The organism is Imperialibacter sp. (genome assembly GCF_048007035.1).
Classification (GTDB): domain Bacteria; phylum Bacteroidota; class Bacteroidia; order Cytophagales; family Cyclobacteriaceae; genus Imperialibacter.
The window spans coordinates 6,030,312-6,054,572 of sequence record NZ_CP180355.1 but is presented as its reverse complement, the minus strand read 5'-3'; the positions used below and the strand labels follow the sequence as shown (position 1 = coordinate 6,054,572).

Here is a 24,261-nt window from a genome sequence, read left to right as displayed (position 1 = left end):
CAACGAATAAGATATAAATATTATCCATTTCAATGAAAAGTCGAGTTATATTATTCACTTCGCAGCATTAACAGTGGTCTGGAAATGAATAGAAATCGGAATTTTCCGTCTCCTTCCCGAGGCAACCCTGATACCGATCAAAAAGGGGGGAGGTATAGTATCCGTAAAATCCTTGTAGCAACGGGAGCAGTAATAGGTACTATGTTGCTGCTTTTCAAGGTGCTTTATCCTGCATCAAAAGGTAAGACTGAAGACATGGTGCCCGTTGCGGTGCTTTCAAAAGAAGAAAATAGGGCAGTACACCGTTACGTTAACGATTACCATCTTGAGGTAGCCAAAGCGAAAGGACTGGCAAAGCCTTTGGTATCAAAAGCTGAGCACAAAGCAGACGCCAAAGCGTTTAGTAGCCGTTACAAACTCCATGAAATAACCGACAATAAGTACTATGAAATTCCCTATTTAACCAACTCATTACCTTACCTGCAGCCGTCCGCTGCAGAGTTTCTAAACCTTATTGGGGAGAGGTTTTGCGATCGACTCGGGGAACTAGAAATGACAGATTATCGGTTTTCGGTCACATCAGTATTGCGAACCATTGAAGATCAAAAGTCGCTGCGGAAAAACAACCTCAACGCTACGGCTAATAATTCATCGCACTACTATGGACGAACATTTGACATTGCCCAAACACGCTTTTTCGAAAGAGGAAATAGCACGCCCGTTTATTCCTACCGCCTGAGGAATCTATTGCTGCGTGAATTAATCAAGCTGCAGGAGGAAGGCAAATGTTATGTACTCCTTGAAAGTCAAACCAAGTGTATTCATGTGACTGTCAGGTGATTGCAAATATTATCAAAGATCGAGCAAATGTCATATATCTAATTGATATTAAGATACTTATTGTTTATTTATTCAAGTTATGAATCAACTCAGTGCCAACTTGTACCACTTACCCATCGGGCAGCTCTGCACGCTGGTAAAGCAGCATTTTCCGGCACACGAGTACCACTTCAAAAAACACGCTATCGTATTAAAGGATGCTGACCTGAACCCAGTAGGAAGTGTCCGACTGCCACTTCATCTTTCACTGAACGAGGATCTGAATATCATTACCGACCAGGCCCGGGTGCTCTACATAAGTATGGAATCGGGTTATGCCACAATCAGCATGATGCAGGGTGAGGAGAATGTGTATCATACCTCGTTTGGGGCCTACATGACCCGCAAGAAGCAAGGCTTCAGCCAGATCAAGTACCTGAAAAAGAAAGGGAAATCCCGGGCTGGTTCGAGGGTGAGATTGGCTGAAACAATTGAGTTTTTTGAAAAGATCAATTTGACGTTGACTGAGCTTTTGGAGACCTATTCCGTCGACCGACTGGCGCTCAACTGCAACACCACCCTGATCCCTTATTTGTATCAATCGAAGGTGAAGTGTCCATTTGAGAAAAACGATTCCAGGCTGTACAAAATACCAGTGCACATCCCACAGTCGAACTTCACTCACCTGGAGGCAGCGATCAAAAAACTAAAGGCACCTGTCTTGTTTTATGAGGAGCCAAACAAACCCCAGATGGAGCCTCTGATAGCCGCTGCTGGATAGGCAGGCGTAGTATGAATGATGGCATTTCGAAGCATTTTAACCCGTCTACTCTCCCTTTCTGCATTTGATCAGAAAGAAAGGGAAGCTCTCATTGACTTCCGTTATTTCAAACAGCCCAGCCTTGTCAAACGCTGCATGAATGGATTCCCTATCGTAAAAATACATTTTCACTCCTTCGAATATTTCATACCTGTCTTTGCTCACAAGCTGGCCTTTTCCATAGGTGTGCGCTTCTTTAGAAATGGCAGTAAAAACCATGTGGCCGCCTTTTGAAAGTTGATTGTAGCAATCACGGATCAGTTTCTCCCTTTCGTCGGCGTCCAGCAAATGAATCAGCGCATAGCAAAATATCCCATCATACTGATGGTCATCAAACGGCATATCTACTACCGAACCATGATGGATAGTCATGCCTGACCCGTAAAGCTTTCTGGCCAGCTCAATAGCCGTTTTTGATATTTCTATTCCGGTTACCGCTATTCCGTTGTCTGTGAAAATTTGAGCATTCCTTCCGTAGCCAATGCCAGGAATAAGCATGTTCTTCACCGATTTCTGTACGAAAAAATCCTTTGTCAAAACGGCTGACCTTGATGGCTCAAATCCCCACATGGTCTGCTTCTCAACGAAACTTTCTTCCCAAAACTCTGCCATGTTATTTGCAAATTTTATCTTCTAACACATCGCACATAAACCCGGCTTCATTTACCGCTACTCTTATGTTTTCCGGCTGAAATGTGGCCCCTTCTGCCCTCAAAATGCTATGACCGCAGGGAAAGCCAGCTGCTGAATCAGATAGGTCAATATTGACTCTTAAGTAAGGAAAGCCAGTTTGAAGGACATCTAAAATGCGCTCTGCATGCATTTCATTCCGGATACTTGTGACAAAAACTTCTACCATCTTTGTAGGGTCAAATCAAAACTCTTCGTCGGTCAGCTCCTTGTTGATCATGGCACCGACCACGTTTCCGCCATAAACCGCAGTGGCAACAGACCGCATCATGGTGCTGTTATCCCCACAGGCGAAAACACCTTCAATGGTCGTCTTTTGAAAACTATCTACTTTGATATAACCATGCTCTGTCAGCTCACAACCCACCAAAGCTGGAATGTCCGAATGTTGGGTGAAGGGAAGGGCTGCGTAAATGCCGTCAAAGGCCATCCTGGCACCCGTGCTAAAGACGATGTTTTTGACCTGCCCGTTATGATGCTCAATTTCCGAAACTTCGGTCTCAACGATCTCTATATTGTGCCTCTTGAGTTTTGAGATTTGCTCCGGCTCAAACGCTGCTTTTCCCGACGTGAGCACAGTGAGGTTGTCAGTAAGGTTATTGACCAGCGAGGCCAGGTGAAAGGCCCTTTCTCCATTGGCCATAATGCCGGTTTTCCGATTTCGCAATTCATATCCGTGGCAGTAGGGGCAATGCACCACCGAAATCCCCCAGCATTCAGCAAAGCCCTCGATGCCAGGCATGCTGTCTTTTATACCGGTAGCAAACACCAGTTTCTTCGCCGTGAATGCCTGGCCTGCTTGCGTGGTGATGGCAAAACCGGCGGCAGTCTTTTTCCCGCTAACGGCAGAGTCGTTCAGGAATTGCACCGAGCTGTACTTCAAAACCTGTTCTTTGGCTTTCCCGACTATTACCCCTGGCTTTTCACCGTCCTGGGTAATGAAGTTATGAGAATGGGGCGTTTGTCGGTTACAAGGCAGCCCGCTGTCGATAATTAATACCTGGCGCAAAGACCGTCCGAGTGCCATGGCTGCAGAAAGCCCGGCATAACTGCCCCCAATAATGATTACTTCAAAATGCTGTTGGTCTGTCATTTCATTAAGTTGTGTAAATGCTGCTGTAGAACCGGCTAATGCCGATGCTGTCAGAGCAAGCCCGCCATATTTCAATACGTTTCTCCTTGTCACTTTTTTGTAAGCTGTTTGCAAAGCTAGGTATCACTGCCGTTATTGCAACAGAGTCGCAATATTTAATTGCAAATTTGTCGCATTAGAATGAGAAGAAGAAACACAACATCCAAAGAGGCAGTGCTGTCGGTATTGACCAATGCAAGAAAAGCAATGAGCCAGGACGCCATCGAAAGGGAAATGGATGTGGACGCCAACAGGGCCACCATTTACAGAATACTCAATCGCTTTTGCGAAGATGGCATTGTGCACAAAATTGTGGCCGATGACGGCAAGCAGTACTTTGCCGTATGTGTGAAGTGCGACGATAAGGCCAAATTGCCCGACAACCACTTTCATTTTCGCTGTACCAACTGCCAAACCATTGAGTGCCTTCCGGCCCTTGTTCACTTTTCAGTGCCCACAGGCTACAAAGTCGGAAGTTTAAATTGCGTGCTTATCGGAGTGTGTAGCGATTGTTCGTAGGTGTGCAGCTTCTGGTGTGTTATCCAATGGGCCCCGCCGACTAATTTTTGACCAATCTTGCAGAGCGAACGGAGGTGCCATCAAAGACCTGAAGGACATAAACGCCTGGTTTGGCATCCGAAATATCGATTAACGCAAATTTGTCTTTCGCTGTAATTGAAGCCTGCACAATCTGCCCCAGGCTGTTGCATAGCCTGACTTGCGTTAAGTCAAAATGATCGATCGACAGTGTATATTGCCCATCGGACGGGTTGGGAAAGACATGTAGATCTTTCTTGCCATCGAACTTTACCAGTACAATGGGCGAATAGTCAAATTTTCCGTCAAAATCGGTTTGCTTGAGCCTGTAATACGACCTCGTGGTAAATGGACTGGCATCGATAATTTGATATTGACGTGGAGTTTGAGTTGTTCCCGCTCCATTCACGATGGCCACTTCCTGCCAGCTCTCTGCATCTCTGGATTTCTCAATGGTAAAGAAATCATTATTGAGTTCAGAAGCTGTACGCCATTTTACAGTGACATAATCACCGGTTACAAATGCCTTAAAGGAGGTAAGTTCTATAGGCAAAGGAGATGACAAATCTGTGTTGCCCAATGTAAACCGATCTCCGTTCTGGAAATTGACATTTGAGAACACCGCAATATTGCCTGAGACAGTTCCAACTATTGGTGTCACATCGTTGTCGGCAAAACCATCTCCGTCCCGGTCAATCAGGAGCCTCAGGTTAGAGCCGAGGGGATTTCCTATGCCATTGAAATCAAAAGATATGGAAACCGTTCCCACATCACCTGTCTCACTTACTCTCCAAATTCTGTTGTAACGCTGCTCAATGATAATTCCATCGACGCCCGAAGTGGTACCGGTAAGGGCGGCATTGTCATGTCCCCACATCAAATACTCATTGTTTCCAAGTGCGCTGGGGTTCCACATTCTCACGATGCCGAGCCCCCTGGCATCCTTATGAAAGCTACCATCGCTGGCCTGGCCAATGCCCGATACCTGAAAATCGAAGTTCCCATTGCCTGGTGTGTCCATCGTATGAAAATCATTGGCAATGGCGATTCCATATTTTGAGGATAAATAATTGCTTAAAATTATTCTCTTAGTGTTGTCCAGGACAGAACTAAAAACTATCGTTTCAGCTATGTCTCCCTCAAGAAACCGATCCGGAGTGCTGCCGGCAGCATTCACAGTTCCACCGATATATAACGGAGTGTTGTGAGAGGTGATTGGACCTGCATAAGAATCCGTAGAAGGGCCACCTTCGTTGACAAAGTGCTGCATCCCCGGATCAGCATATATACCCGTGTGAATGGCATTTACCCCGTAAGAAATGGCACTTTGTGCTTCGTTACCCAGTGCGTCAATTGCAAACGATACGCTCTGTAGATTATTGTTTCTTAGCAGCGCATATCCATTAAATCCAGCAACGCCCGATTGAATTTTGGAAAGAAACGACGCATAGGCAGTAGAGGAAGCTGCCAAATTACCCACAGTGATCAGCGTTACGTTTTGAATATCAAGGGATGCATCGTCAGCAACTTGCAAATAATCAGAATTTGCGTTTACAAACTGAACTGCGGGAAACCCATTTAGCTGGCCAGTTCTAAAAACAGGCTCCCGACCAGCAACAGCCGCAGCATCGTTGCCATATCCTGAAAGGTCAGTCCATGCCGTCACATTCGTGCCTGTTGCCTGATTAATCGTATTGGCATCTAGCCAAAGCCTGACATCGCCTGATGCGGTGGTACTGCCCACCCCGCCGGGCCCGGAATTTCCCGACGAGAAACTGCCGGTAGGGGTAATAGGAAATGCTCCACAATTTGCCGTACAAGTCACAGCAAATGTACCACAAACCTGACTCAGCGATCCACCATTGAAAAATTGGATGGTGGGATCAGCCCCGCCATTCCCCAGGTTCATCACGCCCTCGCCGCATAAGGTGGCATTTGTCCAGTCAATGTAGATATCGTCTGCGCCGAAAGAGAGGTTATTAATGATTGTTATACTGTTGCCAGACAATATCAGGTCATCAGTGTTTGAAAAATTTCCATTTTCAGCAATCTCAAAGTACCCCAAATTAACAAGGTCTTCATTCACAGTGAGCGTTCCGCCATCTGCTATGAGTGTGTATCCGGCGAGCATCAGCTCCTCGGTGGAAGTAAGCAATCCACCGTTCGCTATAACTATGTCGCCTGTGTGATAGAACATTTGATCAGTTGAACCAGTGAATGTGCCAACATTAGCCAGTGGCAAGTCATCAGGTGATTGCGAACATGGATCGTTGTCGTTGACGTTATCAATAGCAATGGTATGCCCATTTTGAATCACCACATTATTGGATCTTCTCGGATAAACTCCCACAGGCACTGCCCCACTGGAACCATCCGGCGTAAAAGACCAGGCAGTATTAGATTCCCACGCAGTTGGCCCCGCCAGGCGTGAGTAAAATGTATTTCCCTGAAGGCCGGTGTCCTCGAAGGTGATAATTTGCCATGGTGCATCAGCCGATGAACCTGTGCCCACACCTCTGGTGATTTGAAGGTTGGTGGAGCTCGTAATTTGATAAGTAAACCAGTTGTGTCCAGTGTTGTCGTCTGTGGAAAAGCTGGTGCTACCTTGTCTGCCGAAGTTCCCGGGGGCAATTACTCCCGATGCGCTTGTGGCAGTAATGGCAACGGCTCGTGTAGTGACGCCCGCTGTAAAATTTTGTGTGCCTCTTGTCACAGTTGAGCCATCCGTAAATTCGACTACGTAGGTTACAAAGTTCATATTGGATGTTGTGCCCGCCCTTGTGTAAGTAACAGTTGACGCATTTGATAGCTCAGTACGTGGCAAATCAAAAGCATTTACGTCGCCCTCCCACCAATGATTACTCACAACGAAGGCCTTCGAGAGTGTGCCAATGGCCGGGGAAATCGTTGCGGTTGTGGACAGGGATCCGGCAGCCAGTGTCGTCACCAGCTTTTTTACCACAGCTCCCTGATATTCAATCACCTGCCAATAGGCTTCTTCCATATTAGCTCCACCAGGCCCATTACTGCTTATCATTAGCTGCATGTTAGTTGACGTTGTCAGGTTGGCAGATACCCCGTCATCTGCACCAAGTTGCGAACCGCTTTTTCTTGCACTAATGAGTACAAAACTTTTCGTAAGATCCACACACCCAATGGCCACGTTAACGGGCGTTCCTCTGGCAACATTTGTAGAAGAGCCATGCTGCACATAAACACCGCTTTCAAACTCAAAAACCTGCCAGCTGATAGAAACCACGCCTGAATTCCCCGTTCGTGCAAAGGTTAACGTAGTAGCATTAGTGATGGCACCACCAACTTGAAAGTGCTGTGGTTGATTAGAATCAATGGTGGAAGAGAAGACCAGGAAAGACTTCGATCGATCAATTGCAGTGATGGCAATTGTCTGGGTGGTACTTCCATTGGCTATAGTAGTTGTGCCAGATTGCTTCCTGGAAAACTCAGCGCCAAAGGAAACACCAATTGAAAGGGAAGAGGCCAGAAAAAACGCAGAGCACAGCTTCAAAAATCTCATTTTCTTTACTTCAGATTTACTTAAAAACAAACCTTTAAAACTGCCGGAAAGCTGGTATGAAATATTAAAGTGGACGGATAAAAGAACGCAATCCCACGACTACATACACCGTAGCCTTGCCATTAAGGTAGGCTACTTTTACGAATTGTCATATTTTTTATCAAAATAGTTGTAAAACCCAACGATAAGACTTGATCCGATCCAAAAGAAATAAAAAGTCAGGAATTGGGCCAAAGGTGAACGGGTGCAGAAACTCCGACATGACAGTTAATGGATTTAATTCCAATTTCTTTATCATTGTATAACCTTCAACTAAAGTTAAACAACCAATGGCTGAGAATTCTAACGGAAGCAGCAAGACCGCAGGTGTGATCATCATCCTGGCGCTGGTGCTGGTGGTATTGGCGGGCGGATATTACCTGTTTATGTATAAGCCTCAGCAAGAGGCAAAAGAAAAGGCTCGTTTGGAACAAATAGCCAAACAAGAAGCCGAGAAAAAAAGACAGGAGCTGGAGGCTCAGAAGAAAGTTAAATACGAAGAGTTGATAAAAAATGCCGATGTGGCATTTGCGGAAGAGAATTGGGAGACTGCACATTCCCTTTATGCTGAAGCGGCCTCTCTTTTACCGGATCAGCAATATGCAAAGGATCAATTGGCGCTGGTAAGGGCCAAGCTGGATGCATTAGCCGCCAAACAAACACCCGGAACAATTGAAACTGTTGCTTCACCAACGGGACGCTTCTACGTGGTCGTTTCAAGCAGTGTGGATGGCGACCTGGCCATGGACTATGCCAATAAACTGGCCAAAGAAGGAAACAGCTTGAAGATAATTAACCCTTCCGGCACCAATAAGCTATTCCACCGTGTGTCTGTTGGCGATTATCCCACGTGGGACGAAGCGGTAGCCGCTACTTCATCGGCCAGTGCGTTTGGAGAAGGCGTTTGGGTGTTGAAGTATTGAGATCTGGTTCAGGAAACTACAAAATATTTCCAGTTGTGATCCACTGGCATGCAGCGATTGAAGGTATAGAAATATCTACCTCTGTTCTTGGTTTCTTGTCAACAAATTGAAAGAGATTCCAATATCCCCAATCCATGGTATAGTCACTAGATGCCGGAATCGGTTCGAAGTTTTTCTTTCCCTATCAACAAGGTGTTTAAAGCCACTTCGCCTTTATGTCTTTGTATTTAGTTCTTCCAACAGGGATAAGTACGCCATTTTTAAGCTCGGCCATATATTTGCTGCCAGGCTTCACAATAATTTCCCTTACCTCAGACATCTTCAGTAAGTATGATTTGTGGACACGTTCAAAAGTAGGGGACAATAGCTGTTCCAGCTTTTCGAGTGATTTATCATGCAGTTCTTTTGTTCCGTCTGTCAGAAATAGTTCGGTGTAGGCTCCTGCACCTTTAATAAAAAGTAAGTCTTCAATGGGTATCAGCTGTATCCTTTGCCGTTTCTTTACGGCTAAAAATTTAATCTTATTCGCTGCTGTTTTTTCTTTGGTGATGGCACGGTTGAAGGCTTGCTCCAACCGACCTCTGTTAAAGGGCTTAGGTACAAAATCTAACACTCCATATTCAAAAGCCGTAATTGCCAGGTCTTTGTAGGCTGAAATTACGATGGTATGAAACGACTCAGAAACCGCCGTCGTTAGGAGGTCAAAACCACTTTCGCCATTAAGATTCAAATCCAGGAGAACGAGGTCCAATGAGCTATTTTCAATAAATTTCAATGCCTCATGGAGTGTGTTAATGTGGGTGAGAGAGTGTAAGTTGTTGCCAAGAATGTCACGGGTCATCCTTTCAATTCTTTTGGCAATTCTTAATTCATCTTCAACGATTAAAACATTCATCTCGTTAAGCGTATATTTTTAAGACGTTTTTCCAACCATGGGTTGTTGGTTCGGAGGTGAAATCCCAATTCGAATGGTAACTTTCTGTCAATCGAGCCCTTATGTATTTCAGTCCTGTGCCTTCATCTCTATCTCCCGATGCTTGCCTCGCACCAGCAGCAAACGTCAAAAAGGTAAAACACCTGTACTGACTAGTCGATTCAAATACCAACTTAAATTTGATGCTATTGTCTTCCAAAGGCAAGCTGTGCGTAATGCCATTTTCCAATAGCGTATGAAGAATGGCGGGGGGTATTTTTTGTTCAGGGTCTATGCCTTCTTCTTCCCAGGAATAGTTGATTTCTTTCCGGTACGCCATAATCTCAAGATGCGTACGACACAGCGCTATTTCTTGAGCAATAGGGATCAATGTTTGATTTTCTATCTGATTAAATAGATCAAATTCTTTGGCTAGTGCTTCTATGAACAAAACTCCTTTTTTGGGAGATTCTTCCACCCAATCTATTAATGAGGTCAGGGTATTCATTAGAAAATGAGGTTGAATATTCTTTTTAAGTAATTCCAGGCGCAGGCGAGTGGATTGAATGAGAGAAGTTTCATAGGCCAATCGTTGTTCTTTGATATTTAAAGACAGCAAATACAGCATGCCCAAAAGTATAAGTCCCAGGCCCACGTGCAGGCTAATGTTGAAACTGGTTGCAAAATATACCGCCAGGGACAAAAGTAACGTCACCAGTACGAGACGGGCACCTCTGACATTTTTATACCCTCCATATGCGACCATCCCAAAGGAGAAAACCCACATGCTCAAAACCATATTGAGCGCTTTAAAGTCAAAGGCATGATCTTTAATTAGGAAAATGGACGTCAGTATTCCTGCATATAGAATGAGTAATAATTTTTGCCTGGGAAAGGGGAACTGCATCGAGAAATAGAATGGTATCAAAAATGATATTCCCAACAAAAATGTGCTGATGATTTGTAATCTTACGATATGCAGACTGTAATGCATCGGCACATAGTTTTTGCTGTACACGGTCAATACCAGTGCGAAGATGAGAAAACAGCAAATGCTAAAAATGAGTGTAGGATACTCACTATTGTTGTTTAGGAATAGAAAAAGAAAATAAATAGATGTTATCAAAAAGGCACCTGCAAAAATGTGCATATAGGTAGTTTCTATCAGTCGCTGGGTCGTTAGGTCGTCATAAGAATCTATCTCTAAATCCCATATGCCCGTGTGATCCGGAAAATGATTTATACTGGATCGGATAGCTAAAATATGTTCTCCTACTTTCGTAAGATGAGTAGGAATAATATTTGTAGTCCATAGCTTACCCTCAGCACCAAGTTCTTTCTCTTGTCCTGGATTCCCATTTTTTCCGATCAAAACACCATCCCAAAACACTTCATACTCTCCATAGACATGTAGCTGAATGCCATACGGATTCAGGTCTTCGGGTGCCTTTAAAATGTCAATCAGCGTTCTGGACCAGTAAATCTGACCTTCATCTACAAGCGGCTTTCCACTCAGCCAATCCTGATCGTTTAGATCTTTGGCAGCCCATTCCTTTTGATCACCTGTTTTAAATAAAGTACTGCGTTCTTCGAAAACAGGATCCTGGGCATGTGCGGCCTCGGGTAGCAGGAGCAAAAGAAAGAAAAGTAGCGGTCTCAAGTTCTTTGACAATGATTTACCAATACAAGCTAACCATTATAAATGGCTTCTTTGAGTAGTTCATTCATGCATAGAGCAGTTGGCAAATTAAACGATGCACATCAACAACTCTTACAAGAATTTTGATGTATACCCTTCAAAAACTCAACTTCAACTTATGACCATTTTACTCAACTATATCAAACATATCAACAATAGGAGGGGAATGCGGATCACGAAAATGCTCCTATTGGCGAATGTGATCTCTCTCAGTACGGGGCTTGCTCAAGAAAATATTGCAAATGATGCTAACTATCCGCCTTTAGAAGATCGCTACCTCGGTCAAAAGCCTCCAGGCTTAATTCCTGAGGTTTTTGCTCCTGGTATTGTTTCAATAAATGGAAGATATGAAGGTGCTGTTTCCTTTTCTCCTGATTTAAAAGAAGTCTATTTTGGAGCTAATGATGAAGCCGAAGAGACACATATCTATTTTTCAAAACTCGAAGGCAACAAATGGACGCCTGTAGCAAGAGCGAATTTCACCAAAGGGAGAAAAAAAGAGGAACTACACCCATTCGTCAGCCCTGATGGCAACAGAATATATTTCACAGCTTTGGATGCTGTTTTTGTGAATGAAAAAATATGGTATGTAAACCGCATAGGGGATTCATGGAGTGATGCCGTTCTGCTTGATTCACCTATCAATGACGACCTGGTGTTTTTTCCAAATCAGGCTAAAAACGGAGACCTGTACTATTTCAGTTTATCAGCAAGAAAACCGTTTTATGCGCCCAACAAAAACGGCGAATTCCCTATGGTGCAGGAAGTTGAAATTGAATTTGGTCATCACGCTTTCATTTCCCCATCTCAAGATTATGTACTGGTTACTGCTCGAAGCAAAGAAGAGGAAAGCAGAAAAGACAATGATATTTATGTCTGTTTCAAGAATCACGACGGCACATGGGGGAAACCCATTAACCTTGGAGGTGCAGTAAATTCTGATTTTAGTGAGAAAAACCCCACTGTCACTCCAGATGGTAAGTACCTGTTTTTTGGCAGAGCCGAAAGAAGCGGAGAGATTGGATTAGCCAATATTTATTGGGTCAGTACAGAGGTTATAGATGAATTAAGACCAATTGCTCTTGAAAAGAATGCTGCTTCAGTATTTCCATTGCTCACGGGGCCCTATATGGGGCAAAAGCCTCCGGGCATGGTGGCAGAACCATTTGCTCCGGGTATCATCTCCAGAGAAGGCTGGGAGCTAGAGGGCGTCTTTGCCCCGGGTATGAAAGAGTTTTACTTCACAAGAGACCTCGGTGAATACACAAGCTACAACACTGACAATTTCCACCCGACCGTTATTGGCTTCCGGCAGGAAAACAATGTTTGGGAGAAATACACTGAATTCAAGCGGAAAGGTGAAATCGTTTTCTCGCCTGATGGCAATCGCATGCACATGGCCAAAGGGTATAAAGATCGTGTTGGCGACGGTTGGTCGGAGCGCAAAAGCCTTGGGCCCATGTTTGACCGGGAAGACTGGGGGATTATGCGCCTGTCGGCATCCGCAAAGGGCACCTATGTTTTTGATGACTACAAAAGCAATGATGCGATTCGCATTTCGACCATCAAAGATGGCAAGCGCCAGGAGCCTGCGAGAATGGGACCGGTGGTCAACTCAGGCAAAAAGACCGCTCACCCATTTATTGCGCCGGACGAGAGCTACCTCATTTGGGATAGCGAGCGGGAGGGGGGGTATGGAGACTCTGACCTTTACATCAGCTTCCGACAAAAAGATGATTCGTGGGGGCCTGCCATCAATATGGGTGACAAGGTCAACTCCGCTCAATGGGATGCCTATGCTACCGTTACCCCTGACGGCAAATACCTTTTGTTTAATAGAAAGGTAGACGGCAGAAATACGGACATCTACTGGGTTGACGCACAAATCATCGAGACTCTCAGGCCCCAATAACAACTCATCAAAAAAAGGAAGCAACCATGAAATAGCCATAAGGAGAGCCATACCTAGAGGAAATGAATAAAGTCGGAGAACAGTCGACTATAACTTCCGAAATGCTATTGGGTATTCCATCGCTCCGGTGAACCGGTGGCCGCTGAAAATCAAAATTTATACAGATGAAAGCAATAAAATTACTAATGTTGGCATTTTTCATTTCAATCAATACAGCTCTTGCTCAGGAAAAAATTGAAAACGATGCCAGCAAACCGCCCTTAGAAGATCGCTATTTTGGAGAAAAGCCACCGGGCCTAATTCCTGTACTTTTTGCTCCTGACATTGTTTCTCCAGAAGGACTTTTTGAAGGTGGTAACCATTCTCCAGACATGAAGGAATACTATTTCACCAGGAAAAATGGAAAATATGAAAAACGCACATTTTTTGTTATTCGATATGAAAATGGGAAATGGGGGAACGAAACAGAGACTGATATAAAATGGCCAGGATTCTCTGAGGATGGCAATACAATGTACCTTGGAAAGGAGTATAGGGAACGAACTGCAACAGGGTGGTCTGAACTCAAAAGTCTGGGTGAATTCTTAAAAGATCAGGCACATGGTATGTCGATTTCAACTCGGGGAACCTATTATTTTGCTGTTTATAAAAAGAATGATAGTGCGGTAAACGGCTCCATCTATTATTCTGGTTTCAGAAACGGCAAACAAGAAACACCGGTCAAAATGGGCACCGAAATTAATACAGGAATAGATATTGCGCATCCTTACATTGCTCCGGATGAATCCTATTTGATATGGGATGTTGTAAGAGAAGACGGGTATGGTGGGTCTGATATCTATATTAGTTTTCGAGCGAAAGATGGTTCTTGGGTGCCAGCAATTAACATGGGAGCTCAAATAAACACAGGGCTCGAGGAAAGTGGCGCACATGTGACAGCTGATGGAAAATATCTGTTTTTTTCGAGGGGAGAGTGGGAGGTTAGAGAAGATGGAAGTACTAATTGGGTAGGAAAACCTTATTGGGTGGATGCTCAGGTTATTGAGAACCTCAGGCCCCGATAACAACGTAGAGTACATAGGTAAACAGTAACTGACAACCGGGCGCACATTTAATTCTCACCAGAGTAGTTTGCAGGCAACAGCTCCACGATGGACCTGTTGCCTGCTGTTTTTTAGTCAAAAGAGCTTTTTTTCTAGCCCGCACGCCCTTCGTTAGCAATCACATTGATCACCACATTTCCCTTTTTTCGAAATGACTCCACGTAGGTGTGGGCCTCCCTGATTTGTTCCAGGCTGTATCGTTTATCAATGACTGTGATCAGCTTTCCTGCCTCAATGAGGGTTTTCAGCACTGTCAGGTCATCATCCTTTGCCTTCGCATTGCCGGCTACCGAAATGTACTTTCCGGCTGGTTTCAGCAAATGCCGGAGTTGAGATTTACTCGCTTTTCCCACTGCATCAAAAACAATGTCGAAACGTTCCGGTGTTGTTGTGTGTTCATCTTTTGTATAATCCAGAATGGACTCAGCCCCCAGCTGGGCAACCAACGGGATGTTCGCCGTGCTGCACACCCCCGTCACCGTTGCTCCAAAAGCCCTGGCAAGCTGCACACCAAACGTACCCACGCTTCCCGATGCACCATATATCAATACTTTGTCGCCAGGTTTGATGCCGCCGTGCCTCAAAAATCTCAGAGCCGTTAGGCCACCAACGGGAACGGTGGCAGCTTCTTCAAACGTCATGTTCGATGGCTTGATGGCCATCAAATGGTTGGCGGGAAGGCAGGTGTACTCGGCATAGCCGCCAAACCTCAGACCACAAGAGGCGAAAACAGCGTCCCCCTTTTTGAAGGCACTCACTTTGCTTCCGGCTTCTTCAACGATCCCGGCTAACTCAAAGCCCAGTATTTTCACCCGCCTGGGTTTAAATAGCCCATTGAAAAGCCGGGCCAGGAAGGGGTCTGCTTTTCGCAAGCGCCAATCGCCTGCCGTGACCGTGGTAGCGTAAATTTTTATCAGGACTTCATTTCCCTTCGGAGTTGGTTTGTCCACCTCTTTTAGCTTAAGCACTTCGGGTGAACCATATTTGTCATAAACGACAGCTTTCATTCGTCAAAATTTAATTACGTGTTAGTCTTTTTTAAAAGGAACCCTGGGCAAAAGGATGGCCCTGTATCAAAAGCCCTGAACTCATGCCAGGTTGAGCCTTCAAAAAAATGTGGGTTTCGACCCCAACCTGGACGGGGGCTCAACCTGACACATTTTTTTGAAAGCTCAGTGCGACATTGTTTTCGCATTGCCCGGGTTATCGAACCTTCTGCTGATCACCTAAGAGGTTTTAAAGGCTGTGGCGCAAGGTTCGCTATAGCCGACGGCCTGAACCCTTTCCTTATCAGGTAAATCCCCAGCGAAAGCTCGAAGCCAGCCACCAGCACAGCGCTTAGCCCGGCCAGGGGATCCCGTTGCCCGATCAGGCCGAACATTGCCGAAAAGGTGCCCGCCAGCAGCACCGGCCCGCCAATGATTCCAATGAGTGACAGCCCTCTGGGCACAAGACGGGACTTGTAGAGCAAGATGCCAAGCACAACGTCGTTGATGGCAGGCATGAAGCTCTGGCCTATCAGAAACATCCGGTCGTACATTGTCACAAGGGTTCGGCTGATATCCAATGCCCCTGCACCAGCACCCGACTGATGCAGTGCCACCACCGTAAGCAGGAACATCACGCCGACAAAGATGGTAGCCGCCTCCAGCACCCTAAAGCCGACAAGGCTCAGCGCCATGCCCTCATTTTGCTTTTTCAATACTGGATAAAGTGCCACTGCCGTGCCAATGCCGGTGAGCCCCACCACGATTTCCAGAATACCCCCGATGAGAACGGGAGTATCCGGAAATGAGCTGACAACGTAGTTTGCATCGTGAATCGACCCGTAAAGCGCCAGGGTAGGGACGGACACGAAGGTGAGCAGGTACAGTATGCCCGCCGCCAGCGAAGCTTTTCTGTTTGAATCTAATGCTTCCATCAGTTTTGAATTTTGTTACAGTCAGACTAATGCGCTGGATGCCGGTTATCTGGCAAGCGGATTTGACTTCCAGGGCTGGATGAAATACACACTGATGTTGAGGTTGCGGTTGTACAGTTGATCGTTTTGAGCAATGTTGGTCAGCCCATGAGCATACCGCACATCCAGAGCGTACTGCTTTTGCTTGATACGAAAGGTGAGTCCGCCACCTACCTGAACGCCTGCCTCAAACCGCTTAAGTCCTTCGTCGCTATCAAATGACACTTTGGTTGACTTGCCATCTGCCTTAATCTTACCACCGAAGTTGTAGGCGAGCGAGGGGCCTGCATTGACATGGAATTTGCCAAAATGAAACCTGGCCAGCACGGGTGCCTCTACTGCATGCAGCCGCAGCGTTCCATTCTCAGTGGTTAGGGGGTTATACACTCCAAGCTCACCGCCCTTCACCATATAGTACACCTCCGACACCATTGAAAAATGGGAAGAGATGCCACCCTGAAAAGCCAGGCCAGCCTGGAGAGACATCACAGGCTTTTCGTTGCCTCCAATAGCCTTATTACCTTTTTCGTGGTTCAAGCTTGTGGCTGCCAGGTTAAGCAATGGATGCATGTACGTGACGGGCGCTTTTTTGTGAGTGATTTGAACGGACGAACTGTCAATAGTTTGAGCCATTGAGCTTGCGGACAAGGCAACCATACCTAGTACGATGGCCTTCTTGATTGTTTTTTTCATTGTTCCTTGGTTAATTTTTAACAAAGGAAAATGAGCGGCCCGGGCCTTGAAATTTTATTATGCAACGGCCGGGAAGATGTCTGCATAGTGCCGCATTTAGTCTGCGAAATAAATGGGGAAATTACGCCCTGCTTTGGATCAGGTGGTAAAACACGTCCTTGTAAGTATCGGAAATCGGTATCAGCTGGTCGGCTATCCTGATGCGGCCACGCTCTACGGATACAATTTTGCTCAACGACACCATATACGACTTGTGCACCCGGCATATTACGCCCGGCGGAATCAGTTTTTCGAACTCACTGAAATTCTGGAGGGTCATGATCTTCTTCGTAGGCGTGTGGATTCTGCGGTAGTCACGCATCCCTTCTATATAAACTATTTCATTGAGCATGATTTTTTCTAGCCGATTTTCCGTTTTCACGAATATGAATTCCGGGGCCGGTTCCGAATGGCGGTAGGAGAGGTTCTCCTGCGCTTTGTTCACTGCCTGTATAAACCGGTTGAACGTAAAGGGCTTCAGTAAATAGTCCGTTATTTTCAGCTCGTAACCTTTCAGGGCATACTCCTGGTAGGCAGTGGTAATGATCACATGGCTGTTAATTTTTGTGCTTTCCAGGAGCTCTATTCCTGACAGCTCGTCCATATTGATATCGAGAAAAAGCACATCCACTTTGTGGCTGTTGAGATAGGCGAGGCCGGTGAGAGCGTTGTCAAATGTAGCACTCAAATGCAGAAAGGGCACTTTTTCTACAAAGCCCTTTGTTTTCTCCAACGCAAGGGGCTCGTCTTCAATGATCACACAGGTATATTTATCCATGTTGAATGGCCAGGTTTACACAATATCGCTCATTGTCGTTATCCACTACCAACTCATGCTTGCCAGGGTAAATAAGGCTTAGCCTTTTCTTTATCAGCTCATTGCCAAGGCCGCCGTGTGCCTGGGGAGCCATTTTTGAATCGTATTTATTGCTGCAGGTCAGCCGTACGTTGGTGTCATCAATACTGATCTGTATGGTAATGGCATTCTCCACTTTTTTGTTGGTGGTATGCTTAAAAGCGTTTTCGACAAAGGGAATAAACACCATGGGAGCAATCAACTTGTCGCCAACCGTGCCTGTTATCGAAAAATGGACGTAGGTTTCATTGGCTGTCCTTATTTTTTGCAGGGCAATGTACCTTTCCATGTATTCGATTTCCTTCGAAAGCGGGATTTTATCGGCCTTGGTTTCATAAAGCACAAACCGGATAATGTCGGACAGCTTGTTCAAATAGTCGGAAGCCAGCACGGCGTCTTTCAAAATCAGGGAGTCGATATTGTTGATGGTGTTAAAGAAAAGATGGGGGTCAAACTGGTTTTTAATCAGCTGTAGCTCCATCTCGTGGTTTTTCTCCCGCAGAGCCTCCTTCAGTTTAATCTCATTGAACCAGGTGACAAATCCCTTCATCACCAGGGCCACGCCACCGCTTACCAGGCCGATTACAGACATGACCACGATGGTTTGAAGCGCTGTAGACCTGCCGTGCCGTCCTCCTTCATCCATGTCATAAATACGGCCCGTCTCAATGAAAAAGCGGATTAAAATATAGCCCACTACGCCAGCCAGGATGGCCATCAGCAATCCGACGAAGATGGCTTGAATAATTTTCTTCTTCTGGAGGTACCTGGGAAACAGAAAATAGTAGTAGGCGTAAAAGCACAGGGCTGAGGGCACTACAGCAAAAAGCAGTACGCTGTACAGCGCATTCATCAGGCGATCCACATCATGATGGCTTCGATAATACAAGCCCAGCGCAATAAACACCAGCAGGAAATAGCAGGCCCAAAAGCCCACATGAAGCAAAATGACGAAGGGTCGTTTCATCTGTATAAAATTTACTTTTTAGCGGCCAGATGGAATAGCCAAAACCTTTCGGAAGTGATAGTTGTTTGTCTGCTGACGTTATACATTCCGTTGGTCATAGTATTCTTGTCGCTATTTCATAGCGAAATGTAGCGAATAAAACGAGATTCAAAATCAGGTAGGGGTGGTGAAAAATGAGTCGGGGCACGCTGATTGGGCAGGCAACAGAGTGTGTGCAGAAAAACTATTAATAGCCTGGGCAAAGGGCCCGGCCAGCGTAGGCCCAGGCGTTGGCAAAGCAGCTCCAGAGAGCTATTTTGGTTATACTACTTCTGATACTCTATTTTAAGAATTTTCCATACAAAATCACCCATTTTGGTTTTAACGATGGCTTCGTCTCCCACAGTTTTACCAAGGAGCGCTTTAGCCATTGGGGAGTCCATAGAGATATAATCTTTGTTACCTATTAACTCTTCGTAACCAACAATTCGAAGGCGGTTTTGAAGACCTTTCTCTTCGTTTTTTATTTCTACCCAGGCACCAAAATTCACTTTTCCTTCCTGGTTGGGGTGGTAGTCAAAAATTTTAAAGTCATCAATACACTTACGCAAATAACGAAGGCGATTATCAATTTCCCGAAGACGTTTTTTGTTGTAATGGTAATCGGCATTTTCTGAACGATCCCCCAAACTTGCGGCCCATGCGACCTTAGCGGTAACGTCCGGACGTTCAACTCGCCACAAGTGATCATGTTCTTCCCTTAATTTTTGAAGGCCTTCGGAAGTAATCATTTGCGAGCGATTGAGTTTTGGTAGCGTTGATTCCGGGATTTTTCGCCTCATAATAAATGACCTTGTTTTGACAACTTTCGCAAGATAATAATCCAACGCATTTATCCAGGTTGGAAAATGGCCATACCTCGACGGTGCTGTTGCTTAGTATCGGCCAGTTGCCCAGCCAGCGTGGCCCGGCCAACGTGGCCCGGCCATTTCGGCGGGCAAAAGAGTGTGGGAAGAAAAACTATTAATATCCCGGGCAAAGGGCACAGACAGCACAAGCCAGTAGCGTAGGTTGATGTTCTTCTACTAAAAATGATTCGTTGTGAGATCCGTGATTTGCTTTATCATAAAATCTATCGTTATCGTACTGCGTAGCGATAACTGATTTTATGATAACCATTCCGCCAACCGGCGGACTGGATGCAAATCACTATATTAGTTATATAATTTATATTATGTTAAGTAGTATTGCCAAATACCACGCTGCTCTTTCCTCACTTCAAATCAGCTGTTCATCGAATCAGGCATCTCGTTCATCTATAACACCCTGTCCCGCCGGTTACTATATAGCGTTGAGACGTATTTTTAATCAAACACTTGATCGTTATCTTTGTATGAGACAGCTATTGAAATTTATACCTACCTACTTTACTTATGACTGCAGATAAGAAACCATACCTCATCTGGTTGCCTGTTGCGCTTGTCACAGCTCTGCTTTCGTTAAGTATCTTCTACACGTACTATAACCAGCAGGTCATTCACGAAAACCATGTGATAGAAACTGAGGCCGAGCAAATTCGCAGCAACGTTTCCGAAGTTCTTTGGGGCACTATTCAAGGAATTGATTTGGGTATCAGGGCCTACGGATTAATTCGGGAAGAACGTTTCATAGATCCAATGGAAAAAGCCCTGGCAAACAAAGATTCTTTGTTTGGCGACATAGAAAAAGCTTTGCTCAAACAGGGGTTTGAAATGCCCGTCTATTACCAGTTTCGTGACTCTTTGGAAGCGTACGTGGAATTCGTAAATAGGATGAATTTTGAGCTGAAGCAAGGCGACGATTCAACTTTTCTTGCCATGTTGAGTCAGGATTTGGGCTACAATCTTTGGCTCAATTATGACCAATTTAGGCAAAGAATAGACGCCTTTGAGAACCAGGTGAAAGCTGAGGCCGATGGGCGCTATCAGTCGGCATCGATGAACCTCTACCTGGCGCAAATCGGCTTGCTAATGGTGTTGTTTCCCACAATGATGCTGTACGTTTACTATTTCCGAAAGTCCCTCCGGGTATCGGCGCAGCTCATCGAAACCAGGGATGCACGTGCTGAGCTGATCCGAAAGCAAAATCAGGAACTGGAGAACCAGGTATCGGAGCGAACCAAGGCCCTTAGAATGCAAATGAGCATTATTGAGTCACAGCACGAAGAGCTTATGGCCGTGAACCAGGCCAAGGACAAAATTTTCTCTGTCCTCTCCCACGACTTGCGTGGCCCGCTGAATAACCTGCAGAGTGCTATCATTGGCTTCCATAATAAGATTTTTACGCCGGAAGAAGCGGACATGCTGCTGCAAAAACTGGAGACCAACTTTGAGCAAACCAATGAGCTACTCAATAATTTGCTTGTATGGTCAAAAAGTCAGATGAAGGGTATATCGCTGGAAAAAGACGATTTTGACCTGACTGAGAGCCTCACCGACTTAACCGAAGTCTTCAGGGAGACTAGCAATGCGAAAAACATAACCATCACCAACGATTCCGATGAGCACCTTCAGGTGAAGGCCGGCCGTGAAATGATAGAGATGGTGATCAGGAACCTGTTGAACAACGCCATCAAGTTCACGCCCGAGGGCGGCGTGATCAATATCCACGCAGAAAGTAAAGACGACGCAGCTGTGGTAGAAATATCCGATTCGGGTGTTGGGATGAACGATGAAACTGTGGACACCATTCTCAAAGAAGGCTATGTGGCCAGCACGCCAGGTACCAACAAAGAAAAAGGAACAGGCATGGGACTTATGCTGGTCAAAGAGTTTATCAAGCTGCATCACGGCACCTTCGAAATTATCTCCAAACAAAGCCGAGGCACAACGATAAGGTTCTCAATTCCTAAAAACTAAGTAGTTAGTTGTTGTATGCTTCGTGAATGCATGCAATACACTATCCTCGACTAAGTCCCTCGATGCCTTCCAGCAGTCTGTCCAGGTCGGCTACGCTGTTATAAAGATTGGGTGTTACCCTCACCACCTCCCGGTCTTTCAGTTGACGCTTCACAGTAAATACGCCATATTCATCCAAAAGTCTTTTGACTGTGTCATCAGCGCTTATGCCCACAACACTGAAGGCAGCAATGGCACCACTCTGGCCAGGGGCCAGCGGCGTGTGTACCTCTACCCTTTTCATGGCAGCAGCTTTCGAGGTCCAGTAAGCTTTCAGGTAGTGTAGCCTTGCTTGCTTAACTTTAATCGTCACGAGGTTATTGAATTTACCTGCCACCGGAATAGTTAACAGCGCCGGGCTGGCCAGCGTACCAAAGTGTCCCAGTTTATTGATGCTGTCAGCCGGTTGTGTGAAGTCGCCAAACATGGGCGATAGCTTATTGATTTTTTCCTTCTTCACATACAGCAAGCCAGCGCCAAGCGGATTGGAATACCACTTGTGAAGGTTGACGCCAACCATATCGGCACCCAGGTCGGCCAGCTTGTAGTCCAGATGAGCAAAGCTGTGTGCTGCATCTACCATCACCTCTACGCCTTTGTTGCGGGCCATTTCGCAGATCTTTTTCACTGGTAGCACCTGTCCTGTCAGGTGGGTCAAATGCGTAACCAAAATGAGGGTTGTTACGGGTGAAATAGCCGATTCGTACAATTTTACTACTTCATCGTCGCTTTTCGGCAACAGTGGCACATCGATAAATTTGAGCATTATACCCTTCCGCTTCTCCAGCATTTGAAAGGCCTCAATCATGCTGTGGTAGTCGTGGTGTTGAAGCATTACTTCATCCCCTGCCTTGAGCGGAAACCCGTTGATCAGAATGTTCAAAGCTTCCGTGGCGTTGCGGGTGACCAGCAACTCTTCTTTAGAAGCACCAGTGAAGTCGGCGAGGCTGTCCATCACCATTTGCCAGTCGTTCCAGTATTCCTTTCGCATATAGCGGGACGACTCACGGTTGACTTTGTCGACAAACTGATGGTAGGCAGCATTGACAGGAATTGGCTGAACGCCAAAGTACCCATTTTCCAGGTTGATGAAGTCGGGAGATATGTCGTAAAAATCTGCTGCGAAGCGTTGCCAGAAAGCTTCGTCGCTCACAATAGCTTCGCTGAACTTCCCCTCCCATTGTTCAAATAAATCATTCGGACGTTCTGGCGGCAACTCCCCGTTATAGTTTCTGCCATAAGCCATCAGTGGCAATGAGCCTACTCCAGCTCCCAAAATTTTGAATAGCTTCCTTCTGTTCATGGACAAAGTTTTATGTGTGGACTGCCAGGCGATGAGACACACCACTGACTAAGAGGCGTTTATACATTAGGCCAGGGCTGCTGGTTCTTTTCTGGCTTTTAAATTAGCAATAAAACCTTCAAAAAGTCTTTAAGGATTTGTTATTAATACAAAGCAGATAAACCCGTCAGAAAGCAAAGTAAAATTGGAATTGGCTAAATGTTTCCGCCTATCAATGACTTATTCATAAAAATAAGTATTGTGTTTGGTATTTATTTATCAGGAGTATGTGGAGCTACCGACCTAAGTGAGGAATGAGTCAGTTGTTGGCGCTTGGTTAAAAAAAGGGAAGGAAATCCATGTCGATAGCTTCTATGACTGTATTTTCCCTCCCTACCAGCCTAACCTTTGAGCATTATGGTTTGTGTAGAACCATAACTAAAGTATCAACATATATTTATTTTGGCAACTATTTGGGACAAAAGACAGAAAATAATCGATGAACACCCGATAACGGGGGACGAAAATTTTGGATTTTTCTTTTTTGGACGATTTTGAGAAAAAGATATGGCTTTACCGGGGTGGCTAATGTGCCGGGCAAGGTGTTTCAAAGACCAAATTGACCACCTTACTGCATCAGATTGAGTCTGCGTATCAACTCGTCACGATATACTTTCCCAAGTGGAATCAGGTGTTCAGCGATTTTTACCTGATGCAGGTCGATGGCCTGCACATGCTCCAGGTTAATCACATAAGAGCGGTGCGCCCTGAAAAATGCATCTTTCGGCAGGTGATCCAGAATATCCTTCAGGCTTGACCGAACGACATACTTTGATGCTCCGGTAACAATATTGGTGTAGTTACCATCCGGCTCCAGCCAAAGCATCTGGTCAAATTTCACCTTTACGAACATTTGTCCATTCTTAACAAACATGCCATCCTTTACCAGCATTTCCGTTTGCCGGGAAGCTTCGGGTGCAGCGTTCGAATTAACAGGTATGGCAAAATTGACGAGGGCAATTTCTATTGATGAGTAGAGCTCGTCTGCATTAAACGGTTTCACCAGATAGCCGTTGGGCTTGGTTGCCTTGGCCTCTTCCACAGTGGCCTTGTCGGCGTGCGATGTGCAGTAGATAAAGGGAAGGTCGCAGTTGCTTCTTATATGGCGAGCCAGCTCAATACCGGAAGGCCTCCCTCCCATCATAATATCCAGCATGACCAGGTCTGGCTGATATTTGTCCAAAGCCTCCAGCCCCTCTTTGAGGTTCATTGCTACAAAAGGCACCTCATAACCCATTCCCTCGAGCAGCTCACGCATGTCTTCAGCTATGATCAACTCATCTTCTACAATCAGAATTTTTATTTTACTCATCGGCTTGGCGAATCCCTCTACACGGCTAGAATCTAATATAGACCAAAAAGACTAA

General features: G+C 45.5%; 21 protein-coding genes. 7 read left to right on the top strand and 14 right to left on the bottom strand.

All coding sequences use genetic code 11. The annotated features are described in order from the left end of the window. The first annotated feature begins 84 nt into the window (after positions 1–84). Both ACMVP2_RS25745 and ACMVP2_RS25740 read left to right on the top strand, forming a co-directional pair. Positions 85–840, top strand: a complete 756-nt coding sequence (locus ACMVP2_RS25745) for a DUF5715 family protein (protein WP_416865708.1) — start codon at positions 85–87, stop codon at positions 838–840. Between the two features lie 79 nt (positions 841–919). Beyond that, a complete protein-coding gene (locus ACMVP2_RS25740; RefSeq protein WP_416865707.1) occupies positions 920–1,600 on the top strand; it encodes a hypothetical protein in 681 nt (226 codons plus the stop codon). Between the two features lie 45 nt (positions 1,601–1,645). On the opposite strand, the gene ACMVP2_RS25735 is transcribed toward ACMVP2_RS25740, so the two are convergent. From ACMVP2_RS25735 to ACMVP2_RS25725, 3 genes are read right to left on the bottom strand one after another with little or no spacing between them, the layout of a single operon-like run. Continuing rightward, positions 1,646–2,251, bottom strand: coding sequence for a class I SAM-dependent methyltransferase (locus tag ACMVP2_RS25735; RefSeq protein ID WP_416865706.1), 606 nt, complete (start codon positions 2,249–2,251; stop codon positions 1,646–1,648). 1 nt (position 2,252) lies between these two features. Next, the gene (locus ACMVP2_RS25730) at positions 2,253–2,498 is read right to left on the bottom strand and encodes a hypothetical protein (RefSeq protein WP_416865705.1); all 246 of its coding nucleotides are present in this window, start codon (positions 2,496–2,498) and stop codon (positions 2,253–2,255) included. A 15-nt stretch (positions 2,499–2,513) separates the two neighbouring features. After that, positions 2,514–3,422, bottom strand: coding sequence for an NAD(P)/FAD-dependent oxidoreductase (locus ACMVP2_RS25725; protein WP_416868227.1), 909 nt, complete (start codon positions 3,420–3,422; stop codon positions 2,514–2,516). 180 nt (positions 3,423–3,602) lie between these two features. On the opposite strand from ACMVP2_RS25725, the gene ACMVP2_RS25720 reads away from it, so the two are divergent. Further along, positions 3,603–3,980 carry a Fur family transcriptional regulator gene (locus ACMVP2_RS25720; protein ID WP_339795284.1) on the top strand — a complete coding sequence of 126 codons (378 nt, stop codon included), beginning with the start codon at positions 3,603–3,605 and terminating at the stop codon, positions 3,978–3,980. Between the two features lie 40 nt (positions 3,981–4,020). Here the strand turns inward: ACMVP2_RS25720 and ACMVP2_RS25715 are convergent, their stop codons facing one another. Next, positions 4,021–7,533 carry a T9SS type A sorting domain-containing protein gene (locus ACMVP2_RS25715; protein WP_416865704.1) on the bottom strand — a complete coding sequence of 1,171 codons (3,513 nt, stop codon included), beginning with the start codon at positions 7,531–7,533 and terminating at the stop codon, positions 4,021–4,023. Between the two features lie 329 nt (positions 7,534–7,862). Between ACMVP2_RS25715 and ACMVP2_RS25710 the strand changes: the two genes are divergently transcribed. Then, positions 7,863–8,495 carry an SPOR domain-containing protein gene (locus ACMVP2_RS25710; RefSeq protein WP_416865703.1) on the top strand — a complete coding sequence of 211 codons (633 nt, stop codon included), beginning with the start codon at positions 7,863–7,865 and terminating at the stop codon, positions 8,493–8,495. 196 nt (positions 8,496–8,691) lie between these two features. On the opposite strand, the gene ACMVP2_RS25705 is transcribed toward ACMVP2_RS25710, so the two are convergent. Further along, the gene (locus ACMVP2_RS25705) at positions 8,692–9,390 is read right to left on the bottom strand and encodes a LytR/AlgR family response regulator transcription factor (protein WP_416865702.1); all 699 of its coding nucleotides are present in this window, start codon (positions 9,388–9,390) and stop codon (positions 8,692–8,694) included. A gap of 4 nt (positions 9,391–9,394) precedes the next feature. Then, positions 9,395–11,068: a histidine kinase gene (locus tag ACMVP2_RS25700; RefSeq protein ID WP_416865701.1), complete on the bottom strand. Its 1,674-nt coding sequence runs from the start codon at positions 11,066–11,068 to the stop codon at positions 9,395–9,397. A 157-nt stretch (positions 11,069–11,225) separates the two neighbouring features. Here ACMVP2_RS25700 and ACMVP2_RS25695 point away from each other — a divergent pair, with 157 nt between their 5' ends. Both ACMVP2_RS25695 and ACMVP2_RS25690 read left to right on the top strand, forming a co-directional pair. Further along, complete coding sequence (locus tag ACMVP2_RS25695; RefSeq protein WP_416865700.1) at positions 11,226–13,019, top strand: TolB family protein; 1,794 nt, start codon at positions 11,226–11,228, stop codon at positions 13,017–13,019. 164 nt (positions 13,020–13,183) lie between these two features. Beyond that, the gene (locus ACMVP2_RS25690; protein ID WP_416865699.1) at positions 13,184–14,083 is read left to right on the top strand and encodes a hypothetical protein; all 900 of its coding nucleotides are present in this window, start codon (positions 13,184–13,186) and stop codon (positions 14,081–14,083) included. Positions 14,084–14,214: 131 nt separating this feature from the next. On the opposite strand, the gene ACMVP2_RS25685 is transcribed toward ACMVP2_RS25690, so the two are convergent. The 6 genes from ACMVP2_RS25685 to greB all read right to left on the bottom strand — a co-directional run bounded on the left by ACMVP2_RS25685 (position 14,215) and on the right by greB (position 19,458). Further along, a complete protein-coding gene (locus tag ACMVP2_RS25685; RefSeq protein WP_416865698.1) occupies positions 14,215–15,129 on the bottom strand; it encodes an NAD(P)-dependent alcohol dehydrogenase in 915 nt (304 codons plus the stop codon). Between the two features lie 215 nt (positions 15,130–15,344). After that, positions 15,345–16,043 (bottom strand): DUF4386 domain-containing protein, encoded by a 699-nt coding sequence (locus ACMVP2_RS25680; RefSeq protein WP_416865697.1) that lies wholly within the window; start codon positions 16,041–16,043, stop codon positions 15,345–15,347. Between the two features lie 45 nt (positions 16,044–16,088). Continuing rightward, on the bottom strand, positions 16,089–16,775 hold the full coding sequence (locus tag ACMVP2_RS25675) for a porin family protein (RefSeq protein ID WP_416865696.1): 687 nt from the start codon (positions 16,773–16,775) through the stop codon (positions 16,089–16,091). A gap of 121 nt (positions 16,776–16,896) precedes the next feature. Then, positions 16,897–17,592, bottom strand: a complete 696-nt coding sequence (locus ACMVP2_RS25670; protein ID WP_416865695.1) for a LytR/AlgR family response regulator transcription factor — start codon at positions 17,590–17,592, stop codon at positions 16,897–16,899. Next, a complete protein-coding gene (locus ACMVP2_RS25665) occupies positions 17,585–18,637 on the bottom strand; it encodes a sensor histidine kinase (protein ID WP_416865694.1) in 1,053 nt (350 codons plus the stop codon). The genes ACMVP2_RS25670 and ACMVP2_RS25665 overlap by 8 nt, the downstream gene beginning before the upstream one ends. Before the next feature lie 305 nt (positions 18,638–18,942). Beyond that, entirely contained in the window at positions 18,943–19,458 is a 516-nt protein-coding gene (gene greB, locus ACMVP2_RS25660) for a transcription elongation factor GreB (RefSeq protein WP_416865693.1), read from the bottom strand. A 591-nt stretch (positions 19,459–20,049) separates the two neighbouring features. Between greB and ACMVP2_RS25655 the strand changes: the two genes are divergently transcribed. Further along, complete coding sequence (locus tag ACMVP2_RS25655) at positions 20,050–21,513, top strand: sensor histidine kinase (protein ID WP_416865692.1); 1,464 nt, start codon at positions 20,050–20,052, stop codon at positions 21,511–21,513. A 40-nt stretch (positions 21,514–21,553) separates the two neighbouring features. On the opposite strand, the gene ACMVP2_RS25650 is transcribed toward ACMVP2_RS25655, so the two are convergent. Next, complete coding sequence (locus tag ACMVP2_RS25650) at positions 21,554–22,855, bottom strand: aminotransferase class V-fold PLP-dependent enzyme (protein WP_416865691.1); 1,302 nt, start codon at positions 22,853–22,855, stop codon at positions 21,554–21,556. Between the two features lie 607 nt (positions 22,856–23,462). After that, entirely contained in the window at positions 23,463–24,206 is a 744-nt protein-coding gene (locus ACMVP2_RS25645; protein WP_317491756.1) for a LytR/AlgR family response regulator transcription factor, read from the bottom strand. Positions 24,207–24,261: the final 55 nt, after the last annotated feature.